Source organism: Marinobacter sp. es.042 (genome assembly GCF_900188315.1).
GTDB lineage: Bacteria > Pseudomonadota > Gammaproteobacteria > Pseudomonadales > Oleiphilaceae > Marinobacter.
The window spans coordinates 344,936-363,499 of record NZ_LT897781.1 but is presented as its reverse complement, the minus strand read 5'-3'; the positions used below and the strand labels follow the sequence as shown (position 1 = coordinate 363,499).

Below are 18,564 nucleotides of genomic sequence, written 5' to 3'. Positions count from 1 at the left end.
GATTGGACCCTATTCTGGCTTTGCACAAATCGCACTCACCAAATAATTCAACAATCGGGAGAGCCTATGGACCGCGAGCAACAGGGTAACGGTGCCGTCCAGGTCAGTGTTGAATTGGGAGCGCTGACCAGCGTTGCCAACGACCCGCAAGTGGCAGTCCGTGTCGGCCCCGTGGTTGCCTCCCTGGTGAACGGTGTGTGTGGCGACCCGTTGTTGCAGCTCCGGCTTCTGCACCAATCCCGCAGCCTGCTGTTTGATCTGGGAGATACCGGTCGGATGCCGCTCAGGTCCGCGCATCAGGTGACCGACATTTTCATCACCCATTGCCACGCCGATCACATTGGCGGTTTCATGTGGTTCCTGCGCAGCAGGATCGGCTACTTTCCGCCCTGCCGGCTGTTCGGCCCGCCCGGCCTGATGCGGCACATTGCCGGAATGATCAGTGGCATCCTGTGGGATCGTGTGGAAGACCGTGGCCCCAGATTCGTGGTGCACGAATGCCATGGCGACCACCTGAAACGCTGGAAAATCACCGCTGGCGACACTGCTCCCACGCCTCTGGAAGACCAGGCCACACCAGACGGAGTTTTGCTCCGGGAACGGGACTTCCAGATTCGTGCAGCCATGCTCGACCACGGCACGCCTGTTCTCGCTTTCGCCTGGGAACCCTTTGGCAAGCTTCAGGTTCGCAACGACCAGTTGCAGGCTGAGGGCCTGAAACCCGGCGCCTGGCTGCACGATTTGAAAATGGCTGTGCTGCGCCAGCGGCCGGACGAACTGATCTCGCCGGACGCAGGGCGCACGCTGCGCGCCGAAGACCTGGCCAGGAAGCTGCTGATTCAGGCGCCGGGGGAAAAGGTGGTCTACGGAACGGATTTCGCCGATACGCCAGAGAACATCCGAAAAATGACGGAATTGGCGGGAGGTGCCCACACGCTGTTCTGCGAGGCCTCATTCATGGCGGCAGATGAAGCGCAGGCCCGGCACACCCATCACCTGACCACGAGGGCCTGCGCGCGCATCGCTGAAGCGGGACAGGTCCGGCAACTGATTGCCTTCCACTTCTCACATCGTTATGACCGAAAGCGGGAAGAAGTTTACCGTGAACTGAAGGGATTCACTGACCGCCTGGTGATTCCGGACTGAGGAACCGCGACATCTGCTTGCCTATGCTTTCCACCGGCTCGGTAATCGCCTGCTGGATGCTGTTGGTTACAACTTTCGAGAAAGCCGAGCCGGCAGAGCTCTCCAGGAACTCCAGGTAGAGATCCATCTCCTGGTCACCGATGTTCTGGTAGGTATACAGATAGCTGTCGTAAACCTGCTGACCCACCACGCCCCTGAGCATGCTGCGCTGGCTTTCAATGCGTTGGCGCAGCTGCTCGTAATTGGCCGAATCACTGCTGAACGCCGCCATTGCCGTTGCCAGGCCGAGCTGCACTGCGATCGTTGTATCCACCGCGCTTTCTGTGGCCCGCGCAGCCCGATCAAACCGATCGAACATTTCCGCTTTGCGCGTGCCCTTGTAACGGCTGTTCAATTCCATGGCACTGGATTGGATTTTCGGCCAGGCCGAGGGTTCCGAAGCTTTAATCTCGGCCGAAGAAATCTTTCTGGCCACAGGGGTTTCGTACCAGTCATGGACTGCCTGGAGCTGCGAATCCGTAAGTTTGGCTTGCAGATCGTTAATGATCTGCTGCTCGATATCCACGGAATTGAAACCGCTGCTCACGATGTTCCCGATGGTATTGGCCATCATTGGTGGAAGCTGACCATTCTGTTTGAGCCCTTCCCGGATTCCCTGGCTCATCATGGCCGGGTAACGGGCCACGATATCGTCAACAGGCGATACTTCCAGCACCTGGCGCGCGTCCGGCGCTGCCTGGGCAGTACCAGTAACAAGAAGTGCTGTGATTAAAAGAGGTTTAATTATGGGAAATCGCGTCATTTACCTATCATCCCGAGTGAATCATTGATCCCCTTATGCCATGGGTTCGAGGCAGGCAGCAAGCAATCCCTCGGCCCTGGAGATGACGGTTTGGTAGGAATGCGAAAGAAACGTCCCCGTAAGACCAAAAGTCGGCAACTGGCTCTGGAAACCTGGAAAAGCCGGGCAAGATGGTATGGGCTTCCAATGCTGGGGTTGCTGATGGGACTCTGGGCAACGCTCCGCTTCAGCCTTTTGGCACCGGATCCTCCGGCAAACCCGGAGAACATCTGTGAAATCTTCCGGGAACACCCGGTGTGGTATGACTACGCCAACGAATCCAGGCAACGCTGGGGCACACCCATCGCCACCCAGTTAGCGTTTGTCTATTACGAGTCGTCATTCCGCAGCCATGCGCGTCCACCACGCACACTGCTCTGGGGCTTTATTCCCTGGACCAGGCCCACAACCGCATACGGTTATGCCCAGGCCCTCGACCCGGCCTGGCGGGAATATCTGCAGGCCAATGGCGAAGGCTGGTTCACCGTTCGCACCGACATGGAACACGCGCTGGATTTCGTGGGCTGGTACAACCAGCTAAGCCACCGGCAGCTTGGCATTCCCTTCTCGGCGCCCAGAAAGCTGTACCTTGCCTACCACGAAGGCCGGGGCGGATATGCCCGCAGAAGCTTCGAAGAGAAACCGGACGTGATGGATCTGGCCGCCCGGGTACAGACCCGGGCTTTCCGATACGACAATCAGCTGAAAACCTGCGAGCAGGAATTCCAGTGCTGGCGCTGGTACCAGTTCTGGCCGTTCTGCGGCTGACGCTCGTCAGAAAGCGGAAGAAATCTCCATCTGGGACTCCAGCGACTGCAGGCGTTCCACCAGATACTCCATAACGATACGGACCCGGGCCATTTGCTGGGTATCCTGGTTTACATGTAGCCAGAGATCCACGCTCTCACCCTCCAGCGGGTCCGACAGGCGGCGGAGTTCACGAGTGCTCTCCCCCAGATAGCAGGGCAAAACCGCCAGGCCGGCACCGGCTTTCGCCAGCGCGTGCATGGATTGCAGGCTGTTGCAGCGAATGAAAGAGGTAACGTTCTTCAACTGTTTTCTGTACCACCGGCCCGTCGCCAGATGGCTGAAGGTTTCATCCGGTATGATCCAGAGGCAACCTTCCGGACGGTTTTCCACGTCCATGTCACGATGCCGCCGGCAATAGCGGGCCGCCCCGTAAACGGCGGATTCGATGGAGGCGATTCGCTCGCCTTCCAGAGTTGCCTGCGGCTTGTTCTCGGGCCGCAAGGTGAGATCCGCTTCCCGATGGCTGAGGTTCGCCACATCGTTATCAGTAAGCGTCTCCAGCTCGATATCCGGGAACTCCCGAACCAGCTCGGCCAGGATCGGGCTGAGCAACGCGCTCATCATTGCGTCTTCCGCCGCCAGCCTGACTTTACCCACCGGCGCCGAATCCTGCCCGACCAGTTTGCGCTCGAGATTTTCCATCTCGATGGCCAGCCGATCCGCCTCCCGGAACGCGGTCTCCCCCACGGGGGTGAGCTGAAGTCCATCCCGGCTGCGTTCAAAAAACTGCACACCCATCGACTCTTCCATCTGGTCGAGTCGCCGTAAAACTGTGGTTTGGTGCACACCCAGTAATTCGCCGGCCTTGGCTAGCGTTCCGCCTATTGCCAGCGCCCGTATATATCGAAGATAATCCCAATCCATAGTTACTGCATATTTGCAACGTGAGTACGGATTTTAACGTATTCAAACTGCAAATAAGAACCCTTAGAATCGCTTTTAAATTAAAGGTAGATCCCTAACTAACCTACCTACCAAAATCAATACACTCATTAAAAAGGAGGAAGGCGCTATGACTCAGAACCATATCGCAACCGTAAACCCGCTGCCGTCCAGTATCCTCCACAACAGTGCTGAGGTCAGGCGCCAGTATACCCGTGCTGCGGCAAAGCAGGCGGTACAGTTTTTCAGTCGCAAGGTGCGGAGCTTCAACCGGAAAGCAGCAAACGTTGCTCCGGACATGAGCCAGATGCAGGGCGGCCACTAAAACGGCAGCTGAATCTGGCATGAGCGGGGAGATCGCTCAGGCTGAGAACAGAAAGAACATAAGGATTTGAAAACGCCGTTGGCTCCCAGGGAACCAACGGCGTTTTACGTTAGCGGATCAGAATTCCCAAACGACTTTTTTCTTCTGGCTGAACCAGTCGTCCATCTTCTGGTTGTAGAAATCTTCTATCACATTCCGCTTGATCTTCATGGTCGGCGTCAGCATGCCGTTTTCCATAGTCCAGGGCTCCCGAACCACCACGACAAAAGCGACCTTCTCGTGGGACTCGCACTCCGCGTTCACCGCCTCCAGTTCGGCCGCAAGTTCCTGCTCGAGCTCACCGCGATCCATTCCGGTCTCCAGTTCATCCCTGGCCTCTTCCGACAGCAGGACCATCAGGCAAGGCTGCGGCTGGTTGGCACCGGCCACACAGACCACTTCGGCCTTTGGATGATTAAACCGGTTTTCGATGGGCACCGGCACCACGTATTTGCCTTTGGAGGTTTTGAACAGATCCTTTACCCGGCCTGTGATGCGGAGGGTGCCGTCCCGATCGATCTCGCCCATATCTCCGGTTTTCAGGAAGCCATCCTTGGTGAGGTCTTCCTTGGTTTTCTCTTCATTCTTGTAGTAACCCAGCATCTGGCCCGGGCTTTTCACCTGGACTTCTCCGCCCTCTCCGATGCGGTGCTCGACCCCCGGATTCGCCATACCTACCGAACCGGCGCGAGCCTGGCCTGGTCGGTTGGCGTGGGAATAGCCGAAGTTTTCCGACATCCCGTACACTTCCAGAAGCTCCAGCCCAAGGTTGCGATACCAGTTAACGATGTCCGCTGACAGCGGCGCTGCGCCGGTCAGGGCTGCCCGACAATAATCCAGCCCCAGCTGTTTCAAAACCTTCTTCTTCACCAGGCCGCTGATAATGGGAAGACTGAAGAGCAGCTTCTGCTTTTTTGGCGGCAGTTTGGCGTTTACACCAAGATAGAACTTCATCCACAGGCGCGGCACCGAGAAAAACAGCGTCGGCCTTGCCCGCTGCAGGTCCTCCTGGAAGGTGTCCAGGGAATTCGCAAAATAGAGATGAAAGCCATAGTAGAGGGACTGCGTTTCGACGGCTGCCCGCTCAGCCACGTGAGCCAGTGGCAGGTAAGAGAGCATGCGCTCGTCAGAGGAAACCGGGAACAACTGCTGCAGGCCATCAGCAACTGAAATCATGGTCCGGAAGCTGTGCATGACGCCCTTGGGGCGGCCGGTGCTGCCGGAGGTATAGACAATCGTGGCCAGGTTATCCGGATCCGGCAACTTGGGCTGCGCAGGCGACTGTTCGGCCACAATCTCCGACCACTTGGGCGTATCATCCCGTGGCGATAGGGGCAGCGAAACGAGCGGCAAATCTGCTGGAATGTGGTTCTTGATGTCGTTCCAGCCGTCCGCGGTGCCATCCAGTTTCCCGAGGAACAGGAGCTTTGCCTCACTGTGCTCGAGAACGTAGGCAGCAGTATCTCCGTTGAGCGTGGGATAAAGTGGCACCGAAACATGGCCTGCCGCCCAGATCGCCAGATCGGCCAGGATCCAGTGCGCGCTGTTTTTGCCAAGGATACTGATATTGCTGGGTTCCGGAAGCTTCAGGCTGTCCAGGTAAGCCGCCATGCGGGATACCTGATCGGCTGCTTCCCTCCAGGTAATATCTTCCACCCGGCCATCCGGGTAAGGCTGGGTAAGGTAAACGTTGTCGGGGGTTTCCTCTGCCCAGTAATACAGGCAGTGGAGTGAGGTCTGCTTCCGGGGGTCTACCGCCATAAACGGCTCCTTTTTGTTATTGTACTTCGTGTTTAGGTCATGCCATTGCGATTCATACTAGCGTCATTTCAGACCTGCTCAATAGCAATTAGTGCCCGCGCCATTGGCAAATTAATCCTCGTCCGAGAACTGTTGCTCAAAACTTTTCGTAATAAGTTTCAAGTTTGAGCTAGTGTGAAGGGTGTACACCCTCCTTTTCGAGCAAATTGGATGTAGCCATGAGCAAACCAAAACGTTCGTTTTTAATCTTTCCGGCCTGGGGCATCATTCTTCTGGGTTCCGGTGGCTTTTTCTACAGCGCCTATGCGGGCATGCTGGGCACCTGACCCCGGAAAACCGTTTTAACGCCGAAACCGGGTTTCGAGGACAACGGCAGAGTTGGTTCTCTCAACTCCCTCAAGGTTGCCAATGGCATCCAGCACGGCGCTCAGTTCCTCAAGGGACTGGGCCTGGACAATGGCAATAAGGTCGTACTCTCCACTGACGGAAAACAGCTGCGATACCTGGCTGATTTGCTCCAGGGCTGCATTGGTTCTGCCGGTGAGCTTCTGGAACACCTTGATCGATACGTGAGCCTCCACCTGGTTCGCCGAAAACTCACCCCCCAACTGAACCGAGTAACCACGGATGACACCGCTGGCCTCCAGCCGCGCGATACGGTTCTGCACCGTCGACCGTGACACATGCATGGCTTTGGCTAGCTCGGTGACACTGGCCCGGGCATTCTGCCGCAGCAGCATTAGCAGTTTCTGGTCCCGTGAACTGATCATATTGACATACCTGCTTTACAATTTGCATCCATTATAGATCATTTCGATCATTCTGCAGCTGCATTATGGCGCTGACGGCTTTCATACTGAGCCCAAAACAATGCCCAGGAAGATCGCCATGATAATTCGACCGATTACCCCCAACGATCTTGATGCCCTGATGACGATCGCAGTGGAATCCGGCCCCGGCTTCACCTCACTGATGCCGGATCGCGATGCCCTGAGCCGCAAGATTGATCATTCAGTCGCGAGCTTTGCACGGACTGTGACCAAGCCCGGCGATGAGCATTATCTTTTTGTGCTTGAAGACAGTGCGACCGGCCAGATTATGGGGACCACCGGCATTGAAGCCGCTGCAGGCTTGTCCCGCCCGCTCGTGCATTTCCGCCGTAACGCGGTTATCCATCACGAGGAAGATCCCCGGAAACGTCACGCCGAGGAAAGCCTTACCCGATGCCAGCATTACACCGGCTGCACCGAGGTATGCTCACTGTATCTTCGGCCCGGATTTCGCCGGGCCAATGCGGGCAAGCTCCTGTCACGGGTTCGCTTTCTGTTCATGGCACTGCACCCGGAGCGTTTTGCGGACACCGTTATTGCAGAAATGCGCGGCGTTTCAGACCATGCCGGCCAATCCCCGTTCTGGGATTGGCTCAAACATCACGCAGCAGACCTTGATTTCATGTCGGCCACACAGCTGGCCTGCTGTGGCCAGAGCGGTTTTGTTGAACGCTTTATCCCCGCAACGCCATTGTTCACCCGGCAGATGACCGATGCAGCCAGGGCGGTTATCGGCCAGGTCCATGAAGATACGCGCCCTGCCCGACACATGCTGGAGCGCGAAGGTTTTCGCCACCGGGGCTTCGTGGATGTTCTGGATGGAGGGCCAACACTGGAGTGCGCCAGATCGGACATCGCCAGCGTGCGCGATACCCTTCTTACCCGGGCAAGGCCACAGAAAGGCAACCGGAGTCCCCGGAATATTGCTGGAAACACAGCGGGATCCGCTATAGTTGCCAATGCTGGCTGTTCAGGCTTCAGGGCTACGGTAACCGAGCAGGTCCTGCCGACCCCCGATGCCAATAGCCTGTCAGTGCCAGAGCAACTGGCGAACGAACTGAATCTTGGCGGATATAGCCTGGCCTGCTATCTCCCACTGAGCCAGTCCAGGGAAGAGTCACAGGGGCGTCAACAGCCCTGCCAAAAACCGGTTACTGAGGAGATTCGCTATGCACACTGATCCGGACACCCTGTTTGCGAGACTCTGGGAGTCCTACCGCCAGGTAACCCCTTCGGCCGATCGCATACGTAAAATCCTCGGCGCCGAAGAGGGGCAGGCTATCGTCAACGACCACATTGCGCTTCGCACCTTCAACCTGGACCCTGTTCGGCTGGACGCTCTGGCAGAGCACTTTCTCAGCCTCGGCTATGAAGAAGGCGGCGAATACCACTTCGAGGCCAAAAAGCTTTATGCCCGCCACTATGAGCACCCCTCCCGGGAACTGCCCAAGGTGTTTATTTCCGAGCTGCTTGTCGAGCAATGCTCACCGGAGCTGCAATCTGTGGTGAAGAATCTTGTCGGCCAGGTAAAGCCGGAGGCGGTTACTGCCGATGATTTTCTCTATTCGGGACGCCATTGGGAGGTGGGCTACGACACCTACCGCCAGCTGATGAAGGAAAGCGAGTACGCCGCCTGGATGGCCGCCTGGGGCTACCGCGCAAACCATTTCACGGTCAGCATCAACCATCTGGAACAGTTCGGTTCGGTCCCGGAAATCAATCAGTTGCTGAAAGATCATGGCTATACGGTGAATTCATCCGGCGGTGAAGTAAAAGGCTCCCCGGAAGACTTGCTGGAGCAGTCCTCAACCATGGCCGACCGGGTGCCGTTTACCTTTACCGACGAGACGGTAACCATACCCAGTTGTTTCTACGAATTTGCCCTGCGTTATCCAAAACCGGATGGCCGGCTCTACTCGGGCTTCGTAGCGGCATCGGCCGACAAGATCTTCGAGAGCACGAACGCCGGCAGCTGAGTCTGCGTGCAAAGACTCGCGGTCACGACCACCCCTGTTCACCGATCAGGGGAACGAACCGGACTGCGCCGAGGTCCTCGGTCCGGAATTCGTTATCCGTCAGCCGGGTAACACGTACCAGCGACTGAACCGAATGCTCCGACCCCACCGGTATGACCAGGTGCCCGCCAACCGCCAGCTGATGCTTCAATGATTCCGGCACCGCTGGCGCACCGGCAGCCACGATGATGCCATCGAAAGGCTGGTGCTCGGGCCAACCTATCGTGCCATCGCCACAGCGAACCCGGACATTGTCAAAACCCTCGGCGGCCAGCGTTCGGGCTGCGCGATCGGCGAGTTCCTGAACCCGTTCGATGCTGAACACCTCGCTTGCAATACAGCCCAGAACGGCAGCCGCATAACCCGAACCTGTGCCGATATCCAGAACCCTTTCTCCACCCTCCAGATCCAGGGCTTCCGTCATCAACGCCACGATGTAAGGCTGCGAAATGGTCTGCCCCGCGCCTATCGGAAGAGGACCATCATCGTAGGCGCAGTCCTTCATACGTTCTGGAATGAAGCGCTCACGCGGCACCCGACCCATGGCCTCCAGCACCAGCGGCGACCCGATTCCACGGGCTCGAAGCTGATAATCCACCATGGACGCTCTCTGCAACTCGAAGCCATTGTCCTGATTCATGGCGCTCTTCCTTCCCCTGGTCTGGCTGCTTACCGGCCGTTACAAAGCAGTAACTTTTTTACAACGGCGCGCTCGAGATTATCTGTCTACTTTTTAAACATCGGTAATGACACATACAACCACCGAATGCCAAAAACAACAAACGGACAACGGGTCCACGAACCGGCCAACCCGTTGCCGAGGAGGAGAAATGTCGACATCCGTAGACCACCTCGACGAACGCACGCGGGACTCCGCAGAGCTGCTCGAAGAGATCATGCCCTCTGCCATTACCCTGGCCATGATGCTTCGTCACCGTAAAATGGCTGCCTGGCTACGCACCGAATTTGATGGATATCAGGATGTTGCTGCCGCACCGCCTTATCGTAGGCAGCTACACGGGCACATTGTTGCCAAATCCCCCCAGTATGGCTGGATCCCCGCTCCAGTAGATGATCAGCAAAAAGAGGAGTTCGGCTACATGGATCTGCTCGAGGGCGTAAAAGCTCTTGAGAAAACCTGTGTGAGTTGCAAAAAGGGCAACGGCAACCGGGTTTTGCTGGAAAAAGACGAGATGGCCGTGTTGCAGAAGCAGATCAACCTGACCGCCGAGCTGGCCATCAACCTGAGTCGCGACGTTTATTGCCGGCTCCTCAGGACCGTTCGGGCTGCAATCTACCTCTGGACCCAGGAACTGATGGCCGAGGGCATTGCCGGGGAGCACAACCACTACAGTCCGGACGAGCGCGCTAAAGTTGCGCATCTGGACGACCCCGAGAAGTTCTGGCGACGGGCCATGGACGAAGTCGACAGCCTGCCGATACCAGACGTGCGGGTGACCGGTTTCTTTGAACGGGTATTCGGGCGCGCAGGCTGAGCCTCGCGCCCTGGCTGCTACCAGAGCACGCTGACAATACCGACGCTGCTCACAAGCAGCAGCACGGTTCCCAGCAGACGGAAGAACACCGGAGTCTCAGCCTGGAGAATGCGGTCATGGGCGTAGAGCCCGATGACGTGACCGACGGCTGCGCATGGCAGCAGCCAGAGGTGATGGATAAGTTGCAGATCGATGCCGGCCCAGACAAAAGCGGCCATCTTGATCAGCACCAGAATGAACCAGAGCGCGAACAAGGTATCCCGCAGTTTTTCTTTGGGCAGGTGCTGGGCTGCCACGGCAATGATCAGGGGCGCACCGATCAGGGAAGTGCCACTGATGTACCCGCCCACCATGAGGAATATCGCGTCGACCGTTTTGCTGCCACTGCGAAACGGTCGGTTGATGATGTAGGAAACAGAATACAGCGCCACGATAACGAAAATGATGGCACTCAGGATGTCACTGGGCATGGTAATCAACCCGAATACACCAATCAGCTTGGGCACAATCATGATGGCGAGGATCCGCCACAGGTATTGCCAGTCGACAGTGCCCGAGCCCGCCTCACGTCGCTTCCCTGCCCCGGTGCGATTGTTCATCCAGATTGTCAGGGATGAAAACACCAGAAGGTGGACCGCAATGATCGGCAGAAAGACGAGCGGTTGATCAAGAACCAGCAACAGAAATGGCAGGGACAGAACGGCGCCACCGAATCCCAGCCCGGAGCGGACAAAACCACTCCAGACGAAAATCAGGGCAATCAGCAGATATTGGTAAATCGCGAGATCAGACATGGATTCCCGGTTGTCGTCAAAAGGGCCGTCGTTTATCCGGAACTGGTCTAAGCTCAGTTAGTTGCGAAGAAAAACAACATTCCCCGGAGGATGTGAATGGCCCTGTCATGGAAACAGAAGTTCCTGCTGTTGATTGTTGCAACGCTGATTGGTCTGGCGATTGCCACTCTGGCCTCCCTGAGCGGGCTCGGCAAGGTATCTGACGCTTATGAGGCCCGAAGCGAAGCAAGAGCCTATGAATCCGCGTCCCTGACTCTGCTGAACGACTGGCTGGCACTCGAGAGAACGAGTGAAAATCTGGAACCTAACCAGGTTGAGAACTATCAGGAGAGACTGGCGTCGCTCGCGGCCCAGTCGTCGGCGCTCAGTGAATCCGCCGGAACCCTGCCGGGTGACGCGGTAAAGACCACTGCACAACAAATCCAGGAGCAGGTTGCGGAGTATACCCGACTTCGCACCGAATGGCTGGCCCTGAATCAACAGCTGGGCCTCACTCCGTCCAGCGGTTTGAGAGCAACAATGTCCGAAGCCATAAACGACAGGCTTCGGCAAATCAGCATTTCCATCTTTAACGACGACATCAACACCATCGCTTCCACCTACCGCGACTACCTGTCTACCTTCGATGCGACCTACGCCGAGTCAACCCGTGAGGCCCTGGCGCGGATGCAGACCACCGTCACGGAGATGGACTGGCAGGAAATTGACATCGGCCAGGCTGTCCAGGCGTTCGCCAATGCCTTTTCCGATGCCGAATCGCTCATCGCCAACCTGTCTGCCATTGAGAACCAACTGTCAGCCACCGGCACCCGTATTCGCGATCTGATTGCCGAGCAGAACACCCTGCTCCGCCAGGACATTATTGTGGCAACCAGCCAGCAGGCCGAAGAGGCCCGCGCCGCCTCAACCTGGCTGATCATTGCAACCGCTGCTGCGGTGGTCATTATCCTTACACTGACCCTGACGACCGCCTCAAGAACCCTGGTGAAACGACTCAATGAGACCGTAAACCTGCTCACCCGGGTCGCCGGCGGTGACCTCAGTCAGCGCCTTGAGCCAGGCAAGAATCCGAACGATGAATTCAATCGCCTGGGCGAAGCGGCCAACAAGATGCTGGACGATGTCTCGGACGTTATCGGGCAAGTCGTCGAGGGTAACCGCACGCTGTCATCGCTTCAGGTTGAACTGGATGCTCTGGTAGAACAAATGGGCAGAAACGGCGAGCAGGTTGAAGATGAGACCGAGCAGACCGCCACTGCGGTTCAGGAAATCTCCCACACGGCGGTCGATATTGCCCAGTACACCCAGTCAGTCAATGACGCTGTTCAGAGCGCCAACGGTGCCGCCCATTCCGGTGCCGAGGTGGTCAGGCGAAGCGCAAAAACCATGACCGAACTGGCCGAAAGAATCCAGAAAACCCACGATCAGGTCAGCCAGCTGAGCAAAACCGGCGAGAAGGTCAACTCCATCGTTGGCGTAATCAACGGCCTGGCTGAACAGACCAACCTGCTGGCATTGAATGCTGCGATTGAGGCGGCAAGAGCCGGTGATGCAGGACGCGGTTTCTCGGTTGTTGCCGACGAAGTTCGGTCCCTCGCAGAGAAAACCGTATCGGCAACCAACGGGATTGCCGAGATCGTGGAATCGCTTAACCATGAAACCCAGGCCATTTCCAGACTGATGAAAGAAGGCCTGACTTCCGCAGGTGAAGGAGAGGAAAGCTCGAGAGAGGCGGCGCACTCGATCGAACAGATCACCGGCTCGATACAACAACTGGCTGGCGACATGAATCAGGTGGTGTCCTCTGTTGAGGGGATATCAACGACCACCGAGGAGATCGCCCAGAAGGTGGAACAGATCCACGGGCACACCCGGGAAACCTCGGATATCCGCCAGAAGCTCAACGCCCATATCGGACGACTGTCATCCCAGGTAACCACCCTGACCCAGGCCTCACAGGGCTTCCGTCTGTAACAGCGGGCCCTGGACAGGTTGCACGGCAGGGTTCCAGGCGTTAGCATGCTCTATACTGTACATTTAAACAGTATCGAGCATGCCCATGAAAACTCGCGCCACGGCCCTGAATCCCCACAACCGGTTCCAGCCCATTGTCACTGACCGGGAGGCAGACCATGACTGGTATCACGACCCCGAAGACGACCTGAACCCCGATACGCTCGCTACGGAAGTCGTCCTTGAGACCGCAAAATCCATAATCAGTCGAAATTCGTCACCGGACGTACCGTTCGACCAGTCGATCAATCCATACCGTGGCTGCGAGCATGCCTGCATTTACTGTTTCGCCCGCCCTACCCACGCCTATTGGGACATGTCACCGGGGCTGGATTTCGAAACCCGGCTGATCGCCAAACCCAACGCCGCCGCCCGCCTGAGAGAGGAGCTCGACAGGCCCGGCTACCGGGTGTCGCCCATCGCCCTGGGCGTCAATACGGATGCCTACCAGCCACTGGAGCGGACCCAGAGGATTACCCGCCAGGTGCTGGAAGTTCTGGCCGAATATCGCCACCCGGTGTCGATCATTACCAAGGGCGCTCTCATCCTCAGAGACCTTGATCTGCTCCGCGAAATGGCTTCTGATGGGCTCTGCTCTGTGCGGATCAGCCTCACCAGCCTGAACAACGATCTGAAACGACGCATGGAGCCGAGGACAGCCGCACCAGCCACCCGCCTCAAGATGATCAGGCAGCTCTCGGAGGCCGGCATTCCCACCGGTATCATCCTCGGGCCGGTAATCCCCTTCATCAACGATCACGAAATCGAGTCGATTCTGGAAGCCGCTGCAGAGGCGGGCGCCACCCGTGCCAGCTGGATTATGCTGCGGTTACCCCATGAACTGGACGAGCTGTTCCAGGACTGGCTGCAGCGGCACTTCCCGCAAAGGGCCGAGCATGTGATGAACCGAATGCGCGACCTCAGGGGCGGCAAGAGTTATGACGCCACCTTCGGCCGCAGAATGACGGGCACGGGCCCTTACTCGGACCTGATTCGCCAGCGTTTCACCAAAAAAGCACGGCGTTTGGGGCTGAAGCTCCATGCAGAAGAACCGCTGCGAAGTGATCTTTTCCGGCGGCCAGGTGGGGAACAAATGCCGCTGTGGTAGCATCAGACTATTGCACCTTACCACCGCGAATAAGGCCTCTCAGGGATGAGGTGGAGAACACCCATGCATGGAATCAGACGTTTTTCCTTCGCCACAACATTGTTTGCCCTGCTGGGCACCGTCTGGCACCCCGCTTGCCTGGCAGCCGATGAAGCCATTGTTGCCAGGATTGAGGCCATGGAAGCCGGCTTCCCGGTTCAGGTGCTCGGAAGCCGGTTAATGGCCCACGAGGCACTGTCAGCCTTTTACGGGGCCAACGGATACCAGCCAGCATGGAAATCGGCTGAGCTTCGCCGGCAGTTGATTGATTCGGTTGAACAAGCCAGTCATGACGGTCTGAACCCGGCTGACTATCACGCAGATATTCTCTCGGGCCTGGCACTCAGACCCATGAGCGATTTCTCTGAAGACCTGAGGGCCGATCTGGACCTGCTGTTCTCTGACGCTTTTCTGATGCTCAGCTCACACATGCTGGTCGGCAAGGTCAACCCGCAGACGGTTCACGCCGAATGGACCGCCAACAGGCGCCAGCGCCAGATGGAATCCGTTCTGAAGGATGCGTTGCAGCGCTCGGATATCACCGGCACGCTGGATTCGCTGCGTCCGGCGGATCCCGCTTACCGGAAGTTGATGGCTGCAAGGCAGGACCTGACCAGACTGCTGGGCCAGCCCTGGTTACCTCTGGCGTTGAGCCCGACCATTCGCCCCGGCGACAGGGATGAGCGGCTCAATGAGGTCCGCCGACGACTCTCTCTATTGGGAGAGCTTGCAGAATCACCGGCAACGTTTTCAGATCCGCGTGACTACGACGCGGAGCTTGAATCTGCAGTCATGCGCTTCCAGGCCCGACATGGGCTTGAACCCGATGGCCTTATCGGGAAGGACACCCTGACAGCGCTGAACCTGATTCCGGTGGAACGCCTGCGCCACATTGACGCCACGCTCGAACGATGGCGGTGGCTGCCGGAATCCCTTGGCGACACCTATGTCCTGGTCAATATTGCCGGATTTGAACTGAAGCTGGTGGAAAACGGCAAAGAAGTACTGCGCAAACGAGTGATCGTCGGCCAGCCCTTCCGCCAAACGCCGGTGTTCAGCGATCGCATCCGGTATCTGGTGTTCAATCCCACCTGGACCGTACCGCGAACGCTGATGATTCAGGATCAATTGCCCCGGATTCTCCGCGATCCAGACTATCTCTCCCGACTCAACATCAGCGTTTACCGTGGCTGGGGCGCTGACCGGGAAAGAGTGGACCCGCTGGACGTTGACTGGCCATCACTGAATCGGAACAACTTCCCGTACCAGTTGGTGCAGGAACCCGGCCCCCAGAATGCCCTGGGGCAGATCAAGTTCATGTTTCCGAACCAGTACGATGTTTACCTGCACGACACGCCGGGGCGCGGCCTGTTCTCCCGGGCCGAGCGATCATTCAGCTCTGGCTGTATCCGGGTTGAGCAACCTTTTGATCTTGCAGAGCGGCTTCTGGCGTCGGCGCCCGACTGGTCCCGGGAAAAGATTGACCGGGTGGTTTCCGAGGCACAACCCCAGACTGTCGTGCTCCCGGAGCCGGTGCCTGTGCACATCCAATACTGGACCTCCTGGGTAGATAACGAGGGCAGGCTGCAGTTCCGCAATGATCTGTACAACCGCGATGCCCGCCTGATTGATCAGCTCCGTGGAACCGCCGAGGGAGATACGCGCTACAATACTCCGGTAGCCGGCTCGGGCCCGGCACAGGACAAGCTCTGAAACAGGATACGCGCATCAGTTGAGGAGATATCATGAAACAGACCCTGCTATTGGTTTTCGGGATACTCTTACTGCAGGGATGTCAGTCGCTGCCACCCGCCGAAGACGAAATTGACGGAGACACCGTTTTCGTCAGCGCCAACCATTGTCTCAACGAATACCTGGATGATCTTGAGAAGGTTCATTACGGTCCCTGTCTCAAGGTCATTGCGATAAATGGCAATGAGCCGGCTGTAAGAGAAGACGGATTCATTGAACTACCGGCAGCGACAGCGCTAACCATTGGCGTGAGCTGCGTTTATCGACACGCCGACGGCTCGCCTATTCCTGCAACCATGGAAAACGTAGACTTTGCCGTGAGCAAAAACACGTTCGCAAAAGCCGGCCAACGCTGGTATCTCCACGCTCACAAACAGGCCCGCAGAGTTGTCGGCTGTGAGCCCACCCTGTCGCGCTCGGTCTATCCCACGAATGACACGGACTGATTTTTCATGACCAACAAAATCGATATCCACTATTGCACCGGTTGCCGCTGGCTTCTGCGCTCGGCCTGGATGGCGCAGGAGCTGCTGACAACCTTCGAAGGCGAGATCAGTGAATTGAGCCTGCACCCCGGCACTGGCGGCATTTTCGAGGTATGGGTCAATGGCAAGAGGGTCTGGTCCCGCAAGCAAGACGGCGGCTTCCCGGAAATTACCAAACTCAAGCAATTGGTTCGCGACCAGGTTGCACCGGAACGCTCCCTTGGCCATTCCGACACCAAAACCGGCACCTCAGAATAATTATTCAAAAATACTGACAGGCCGTGTCGATATTCCTCGCTTTTAGAGAAGGCGCTCGCAAACCCGGACTTTGTGCAGCGCCTCAAAGACGGCAAAGAGATTGCAGACATTGATTTCACGATGCTGCAACCGAAGGCCACCATTTCCAACGAGCTGGCCTGGCGCAAGCAGAACGCCGCCTGATCGTCTTTCTCTCCCGAGAAATGCAGCCGGAGGAACCCACAGCGGGGCCTCCGGCGTAGCTACTTCAAGCTGCTATGCTGACATTACAAGCCAACGGGAGACTGAATGACTTCTGACATCAGTATTGTCTGGCTGGGAACCATTGCCAGCCTGCTGGCGGGCCTTGCCAGTGGCGTGGGCGCCCTGGGTGTGTTTCTTGTCCGTACCCTCACCCATAAACTGCAGGACGGTATGCTGGCTTCAGCCGCGGGCGTGATGTTGGCGGCTTCATTTTTTTCTCTGTTGCTACCTGGTCTCGAGTACGGCGAACAGATTACTGGCGAAACCTGGACCGCCGCGCTGATTGTCATTTTCGGTCTGCTCTCCGGTGCCGCTGCCCTCTACTTTGTGCACCAGAAGCTGCCGCATCAGCACTTCGAGCTGGGCCGGGAAGGATCGGACGCTTCTTACATCCGTGGCATTTGGCTCTTTATTGTCGCTATAACCCTCCATAACTTCCCCGAAGGCATGGCGGTGGGCGTCGGTTTCGCCGGCGGCGATGTCAATAATGGCTATGTTCTTGCCACCGGTATCGGACTCCAGAACATTCCAGAGGGGCTGGCCGTCGCTTTTTCGCTATTGGCCATCAACTACTCGCGAATCAAGGCCTTCAGCATTGCCCTGATGACTGGATTGGCCGAGCCACTGGGTGGTCTCTTCGGAGCGACGCTTGTCTGGCTTGCCGAGCCAATAATGCCCTGGACCCTGGGCTTCGCAGCGGGCGCCATGCTGTTCATCATCAGCAACGAAATCATCCCCGAAACCCATCACCGGCAGTGGAAAATCATGTCCACCTTCTGCCTGATGGGCGGTTTTGCCGTGATGATGTTCCTGGATGCTACGTTGGGCTAACCGCCCAGACACCCGCCAGGGCTTCCAGAGCCTCCGCGATCAGAGGCTCGCCCTGTCGGTCCTGGTGCCATACGAAACTGAGAGCGCAAGGCAACTGTAACCCGTCAACAATTTCCAGGCCGGTTTCCTGGCGCTCAGCCATCGCCAATGCATCCCGCGCGAGACTCAAACCCACACCTGCCCTGACCAGATCCAGCATGCACGCCTCCTGGTCGACCTGGGCTACGCCCCGGGGCATTAACCCCATGGGTTCCAGAGTGCCTTTAAGCAGCCGGTGATGAACGGAGTCTTCTGGAGTCACAATCCAGGGCATAGTTGCCAATTCGGACCACTGGGCCGACCGAAGCCTCGGCCCCCAACCCGCCGGCGCAACCACATAGTAGTGAAACCGGGTCAGCTCACGGTGAACCACGTCCGGCGCCAGTGCACCTGGCCCGACGCCTGGCGGCGCCAGAAAAAAACCGACATCGAGGCGGCCATCCCGCACCTGCTCCAACACGCTGCCACTCATACCCTGACGCAGTTCGGTTTCCAGTTGTGGCGCCCGTTCCACCAGGCGGTGCAGAAACGCCCCGAGACGGATAAATTCCGGATCCACGATGGTACCAATCCGCAAACGCCCTCGAAGGGTGTTATGCAATGCCCGGGCGCTCTGCTCAAACGCCGCCATGGCAGCGAGTGCTTTTTCAGCCGAAGGCAAGAGAGCCTGGCCATCGGGGGTCAACACCAGACCCTGGGGCTTGCGCAGGAACAGTTTGAGTTCCAGTTCGTCCTGCAGTTGCTTGAGCTTGAGGCTGACGGCGGGCTGAGTCAGATGGAGGCGAGTGGCGGCGCGGCTTACACTGCCCTCACGGGCGACAGTAACGAACGCCCGAAGGCTCTGAAGGGGGTACATA

At 57.6% G+C, this 18,564-nt stretch carries 19 protein-coding genes; 12 read left to right on the top strand and 7 right to left on the bottom strand.

The annotated features are described in order from the left end of the window. Positions 1-66: 66 nt before the first annotated feature. Positions 67-1,146: an MBL fold metallo-hydrolase gene (locus tag CFB02_RS01865; protein WP_088556635.1), complete on the top strand. Its 1,080-nt coding sequence runs from the start codon at positions 67-69 to the stop codon at positions 1,144-1,146. Here the strand turns inward: CFB02_RS01865 and CFB02_RS01860 are convergent. Then, positions 1,118-1,948, bottom strand: coding sequence for a DUF2059 domain-containing protein (locus tag CFB02_RS01860; protein WP_088556634.1), 831 nt, complete (start codon positions 1,946-1,948; stop codon positions 1,118-1,120). The genes CFB02_RS01865 and CFB02_RS01860 overlap by 29 nt on opposite strands. A gap of 99 nt (positions 1,949-2,047) precedes the next feature. On the opposite strand from CFB02_RS01860, the gene CFB02_RS01855 reads away from it, so the two are divergent. Continuing rightward, a complete protein-coding gene (locus CFB02_RS01855) occupies positions 2,048-2,755 on the top strand; it encodes a lysozyme-like domain containing protein (protein WP_088556633.1) in 708 nt (235 codons plus the stop codon). Positions 2,756-2,761: 6 nt separating this feature from the next. On the opposite strand, the gene CFB02_RS01850 is transcribed toward CFB02_RS01855, so the two are convergent. Next, positions 2,762-3,661, bottom strand: coding sequence for a LysR family transcriptional regulator (locus tag CFB02_RS01850; protein ID WP_088556632.1), 900 nt, complete (start codon positions 3,659-3,661; stop codon positions 2,762-2,764). A gap of 148 nt (positions 3,662-3,809) precedes the next feature. Here CFB02_RS01850 and CFB02_RS01845 point away from each other — a divergent pair, with 148 nt between their 5' ends. Beyond that, complete coding sequence (locus CFB02_RS01845; RefSeq protein WP_014577913.1) at positions 3,810-4,004, top strand: hypothetical protein; 195 nt, start codon at positions 3,810-3,812, stop codon at positions 4,002-4,004. Positions 4,005-4,121: 117 nt separating this feature from the next. Here CFB02_RS01845 and CFB02_RS01840 read toward each other — a convergent pair whose 3' ends face one another. Both CFB02_RS01840 and CFB02_RS01835 read right to left on the bottom strand, forming a co-directional pair. Beyond that, entirely contained in the window at positions 4,122-5,804 is a 1,683-nt protein-coding gene (locus CFB02_RS01840; RefSeq protein WP_088556631.1) for an AMP-binding protein, read from the bottom strand. Positions 5,805-6,145: 341 nt separating this feature from the next. Then, a complete protein-coding gene (locus CFB02_RS01835) occupies positions 6,146-6,574 on the bottom strand; it encodes an Lrp/AsnC family transcriptional regulator (protein WP_088556630.1) in 429 nt (142 codons plus the stop codon). A gap of 118 nt (positions 6,575-6,692) precedes the next feature. Here CFB02_RS01835 and CFB02_RS01830 point away from each other — a divergent pair, with 118 nt between their 5' ends. Both CFB02_RS01830 and CFB02_RS01825 read left to right on the top strand, forming a co-directional pair. Next, positions 6,693-7,814: an arginine N-succinyltransferase gene (locus CFB02_RS01830; RefSeq protein ID WP_227519291.1), complete on the top strand. Its 1,122-nt coding sequence runs from the start codon at positions 6,693-6,695 to the stop codon at positions 7,812-7,814. Then, positions 7,804-8,610, top strand: coding sequence for a DUF1338 domain-containing protein (locus CFB02_RS01825; protein ID WP_088556628.1), 807 nt, complete (start codon positions 7,804-7,806; stop codon positions 8,608-8,610). Before CFB02_RS01830 ends, CFB02_RS01825 begins: the two co-directional genes overlap by 11 nt. A 22-nt stretch (positions 8,611-8,632) precedes the next feature. Here CFB02_RS01825 and CFB02_RS01820 read toward each other — a convergent pair whose 3' ends face one another. Continuing rightward, positions 8,633-9,289 (bottom strand): protein-L-isoaspartate(D-aspartate) O-methyltransferase, encoded by a 657-nt coding sequence (locus tag CFB02_RS01820; RefSeq protein WP_088556627.1) that lies wholly within the window; start codon positions 9,287-9,289, stop codon positions 8,633-8,635. A 190-nt stretch (positions 9,290-9,479) separates the two neighbouring features. On the opposite strand from CFB02_RS01820, the gene CFB02_RS01815 reads away from it, so the two are divergent. After that, entirely contained in the window at positions 9,480-10,145 is a 666-nt protein-coding gene (locus tag CFB02_RS01815; RefSeq protein WP_088556626.1) for a hypothetical protein, read from the top strand. 17 nt (positions 10,146-10,162) lie between these two features. Here CFB02_RS01815 and CFB02_RS01810 read toward each other — a convergent pair whose 3' ends face one another. Next, positions 10,163-10,939, bottom strand: coding sequence for a TSUP family transporter (locus CFB02_RS01810; protein WP_088556625.1), 777 nt, complete (start codon positions 10,937-10,939; stop codon positions 10,163-10,165). A 96-nt stretch (positions 10,940-11,035) separates the two neighbouring features. Between CFB02_RS01810 and CFB02_RS01805 the strand changes: the two genes are divergently transcribed. From CFB02_RS01805 to CFB02_RS01780, 6 genes are all read left to right on the top strand, one after another. Continuing rightward, positions 11,036-12,913 (top strand): methyl-accepting chemotaxis protein, encoded by a 1,878-nt coding sequence (locus CFB02_RS01805; RefSeq protein WP_088556624.1) that lies wholly within the window; start codon positions 11,036-11,038, stop codon positions 12,911-12,913. A gap of 85 nt (positions 12,914-12,998) precedes the next feature. After that, positions 12,999-14,060, top strand: a complete 1,062-nt coding sequence (locus CFB02_RS01800; protein ID WP_088556623.1) for a PA0069 family radical SAM protein — start codon at positions 12,999-13,001, stop codon at positions 14,058-14,060. A 63-nt stretch (positions 14,061-14,123) separates the two neighbouring features. Next, positions 14,124-15,812 carry a L,D-transpeptidase family protein gene (locus tag CFB02_RS01795; RefSeq protein ID WP_088556622.1) on the top strand — a complete coding sequence of 563 codons (1,689 nt, stop codon included), beginning with the start codon at positions 14,124-14,126 and terminating at the stop codon, positions 15,810-15,812. A gap of 32 nt (positions 15,813-15,844) precedes the next feature. Then, positions 15,845-16,297 (top strand): hypothetical protein, encoded by a 453-nt coding sequence (locus CFB02_RS01790; RefSeq protein ID WP_008173883.1) that lies wholly within the window; start codon positions 15,845-15,847, stop codon positions 16,295-16,297. Between the two features lie 6 nt (positions 16,298-16,303). Continuing rightward, complete coding sequence (locus tag CFB02_RS01785) at positions 16,304-16,594, top strand: SelT/SelW/SelH family protein (protein WP_062781607.1); 291 nt, start codon at positions 16,304-16,306, stop codon at positions 16,592-16,594. 288 nt (positions 16,595-16,882) lie between these two features. Then, positions 16,883-17,668, top strand: coding sequence for a ZIP family metal transporter (locus tag CFB02_RS01780; protein ID WP_008173877.1), 786 nt, complete (start codon positions 16,883-16,885; stop codon positions 17,666-17,668). Here the strand turns inward: CFB02_RS01780 and CFB02_RS01775 are convergent. Continuing rightward, positions 17,655-18,563 carry a LysR family transcriptional regulator gene (locus tag CFB02_RS01775; RefSeq protein ID WP_088556621.1) on the bottom strand — a complete coding sequence of 303 codons (909 nt, stop codon included), beginning with the start codon at positions 18,561-18,563 and terminating at the stop codon, positions 17,655-17,657. The two genes, CFB02_RS01780 and CFB02_RS01775, sit on opposite strands and share 14 nt — an antisense overlap. Position 18,564: the final 1 nt, after the last annotated feature.

Coding starts and splice junctions, on each gene's coding strand:
- CFB02_RS01865 (WP_088556635.1), top strand. CDS start 67: ATGGACCGCGAGCAACAGGGTAACGGTGCCGTCCAGGTCAGTGTTGAA.
- CFB02_RS01860 (WP_088556634.1), bottom strand. CDS start 1,948: ATGACGCGATTTCCCATAATTAAACCTCTTTTAATCACAGCACTTCTT.
- CFB02_RS01855 (WP_088556633.1), top strand. CDS start 2,048: ATGCGAAAGAAACGTCCCCGTAAGACCAAAAGTCGGCAACTGGCTCTG.
- CFB02_RS01850 (WP_088556632.1), bottom strand. CDS start 3,661: ATGGATTGGGATTATCTTCGATATATACGGGCGCTGGCAATAGGCGGA.
- CFB02_RS01845 (WP_014577913.1), top strand. CDS start 3,810: ATGACTCAGAACCATATCGCAACCGTAAACCCGCTGCCGTCCAGTATC.
- CFB02_RS01840 (WP_088556631.1), bottom strand. CDS start 5,804: ATGGCGGTAGACCCCCGGAAGCAGACCTCACTCCACTGCCTGTATTAC.
- CFB02_RS01835 (WP_088556630.1), bottom strand. CDS start 6,574: ATGATCAGTTCACGGGACCAGAAACTGCTAATGCTGCTGCGGCAGAAT.
- CFB02_RS01830 (WP_227519291.1), top strand. CDS start 6,693: ATGATAATTCGACCGATTACCCCCAACGATCTTGATGCCCTGATGACG.
- CFB02_RS01825 (WP_088556628.1), top strand. CDS start 7,804: ATGCACACTGATCCGGACACCCTGTTTGCGAGACTCTGGGAGTCCTAC.
- CFB02_RS01820 (WP_088556627.1), bottom strand. CDS start 9,289: ATGAATCAGGACAATGGCTTCGAGTTGCAGAGAGCGTCCATGGTGGAT.
- CFB02_RS01815 (WP_088556626.1), top strand. CDS start 9,480: ATGTCGACATCCGTAGACCACCTCGACGAACGCACGCGGGACTCCGCA.
- CFB02_RS01810 (WP_088556625.1), bottom strand. CDS start 10,939: ATGTCTGATCTCGCGATTTACCAATATCTGCTGATTGCCCTGATTTTC.
- CFB02_RS01805 (WP_088556624.1), top strand. CDS start 11,036: ATGGCCCTGTCATGGAAACAGAAGTTCCTGCTGTTGATTGTTGCAACG.
- CFB02_RS01800 (WP_088556623.1), top strand. CDS start 12,999: ATGAAAACTCGCGCCACGGCCCTGAATCCCCACAACCGGTTCCAGCCC.
- CFB02_RS01795 (WP_088556622.1), top strand. CDS start 14,124: ATGCATGGAATCAGACGTTTTTCCTTCGCCACAACATTGTTTGCCCTG.
- CFB02_RS01790 (WP_008173883.1), top strand. CDS start 15,845: ATGAAACAGACCCTGCTATTGGTTTTCGGGATACTCTTACTGCAGGGA.
- CFB02_RS01785 (WP_062781607.1), top strand. CDS start 16,304: ATGACCAACAAAATCGATATCCACTATTGCACCGGTTGCCGCTGGCTT.
- CFB02_RS01780 (WP_008173877.1), top strand. CDS start 16,883: ATGACTTCTGACATCAGTATTGTCTGGCTGGGAACCATTGCCAGCCTG.
- CFB02_RS01775 (WP_088556621.1), bottom strand. CDS start 18,563: ATGTACCCCCTTCAGAGCCTTCGGGCGTTCGTTACTGTCGCCCGTGAG.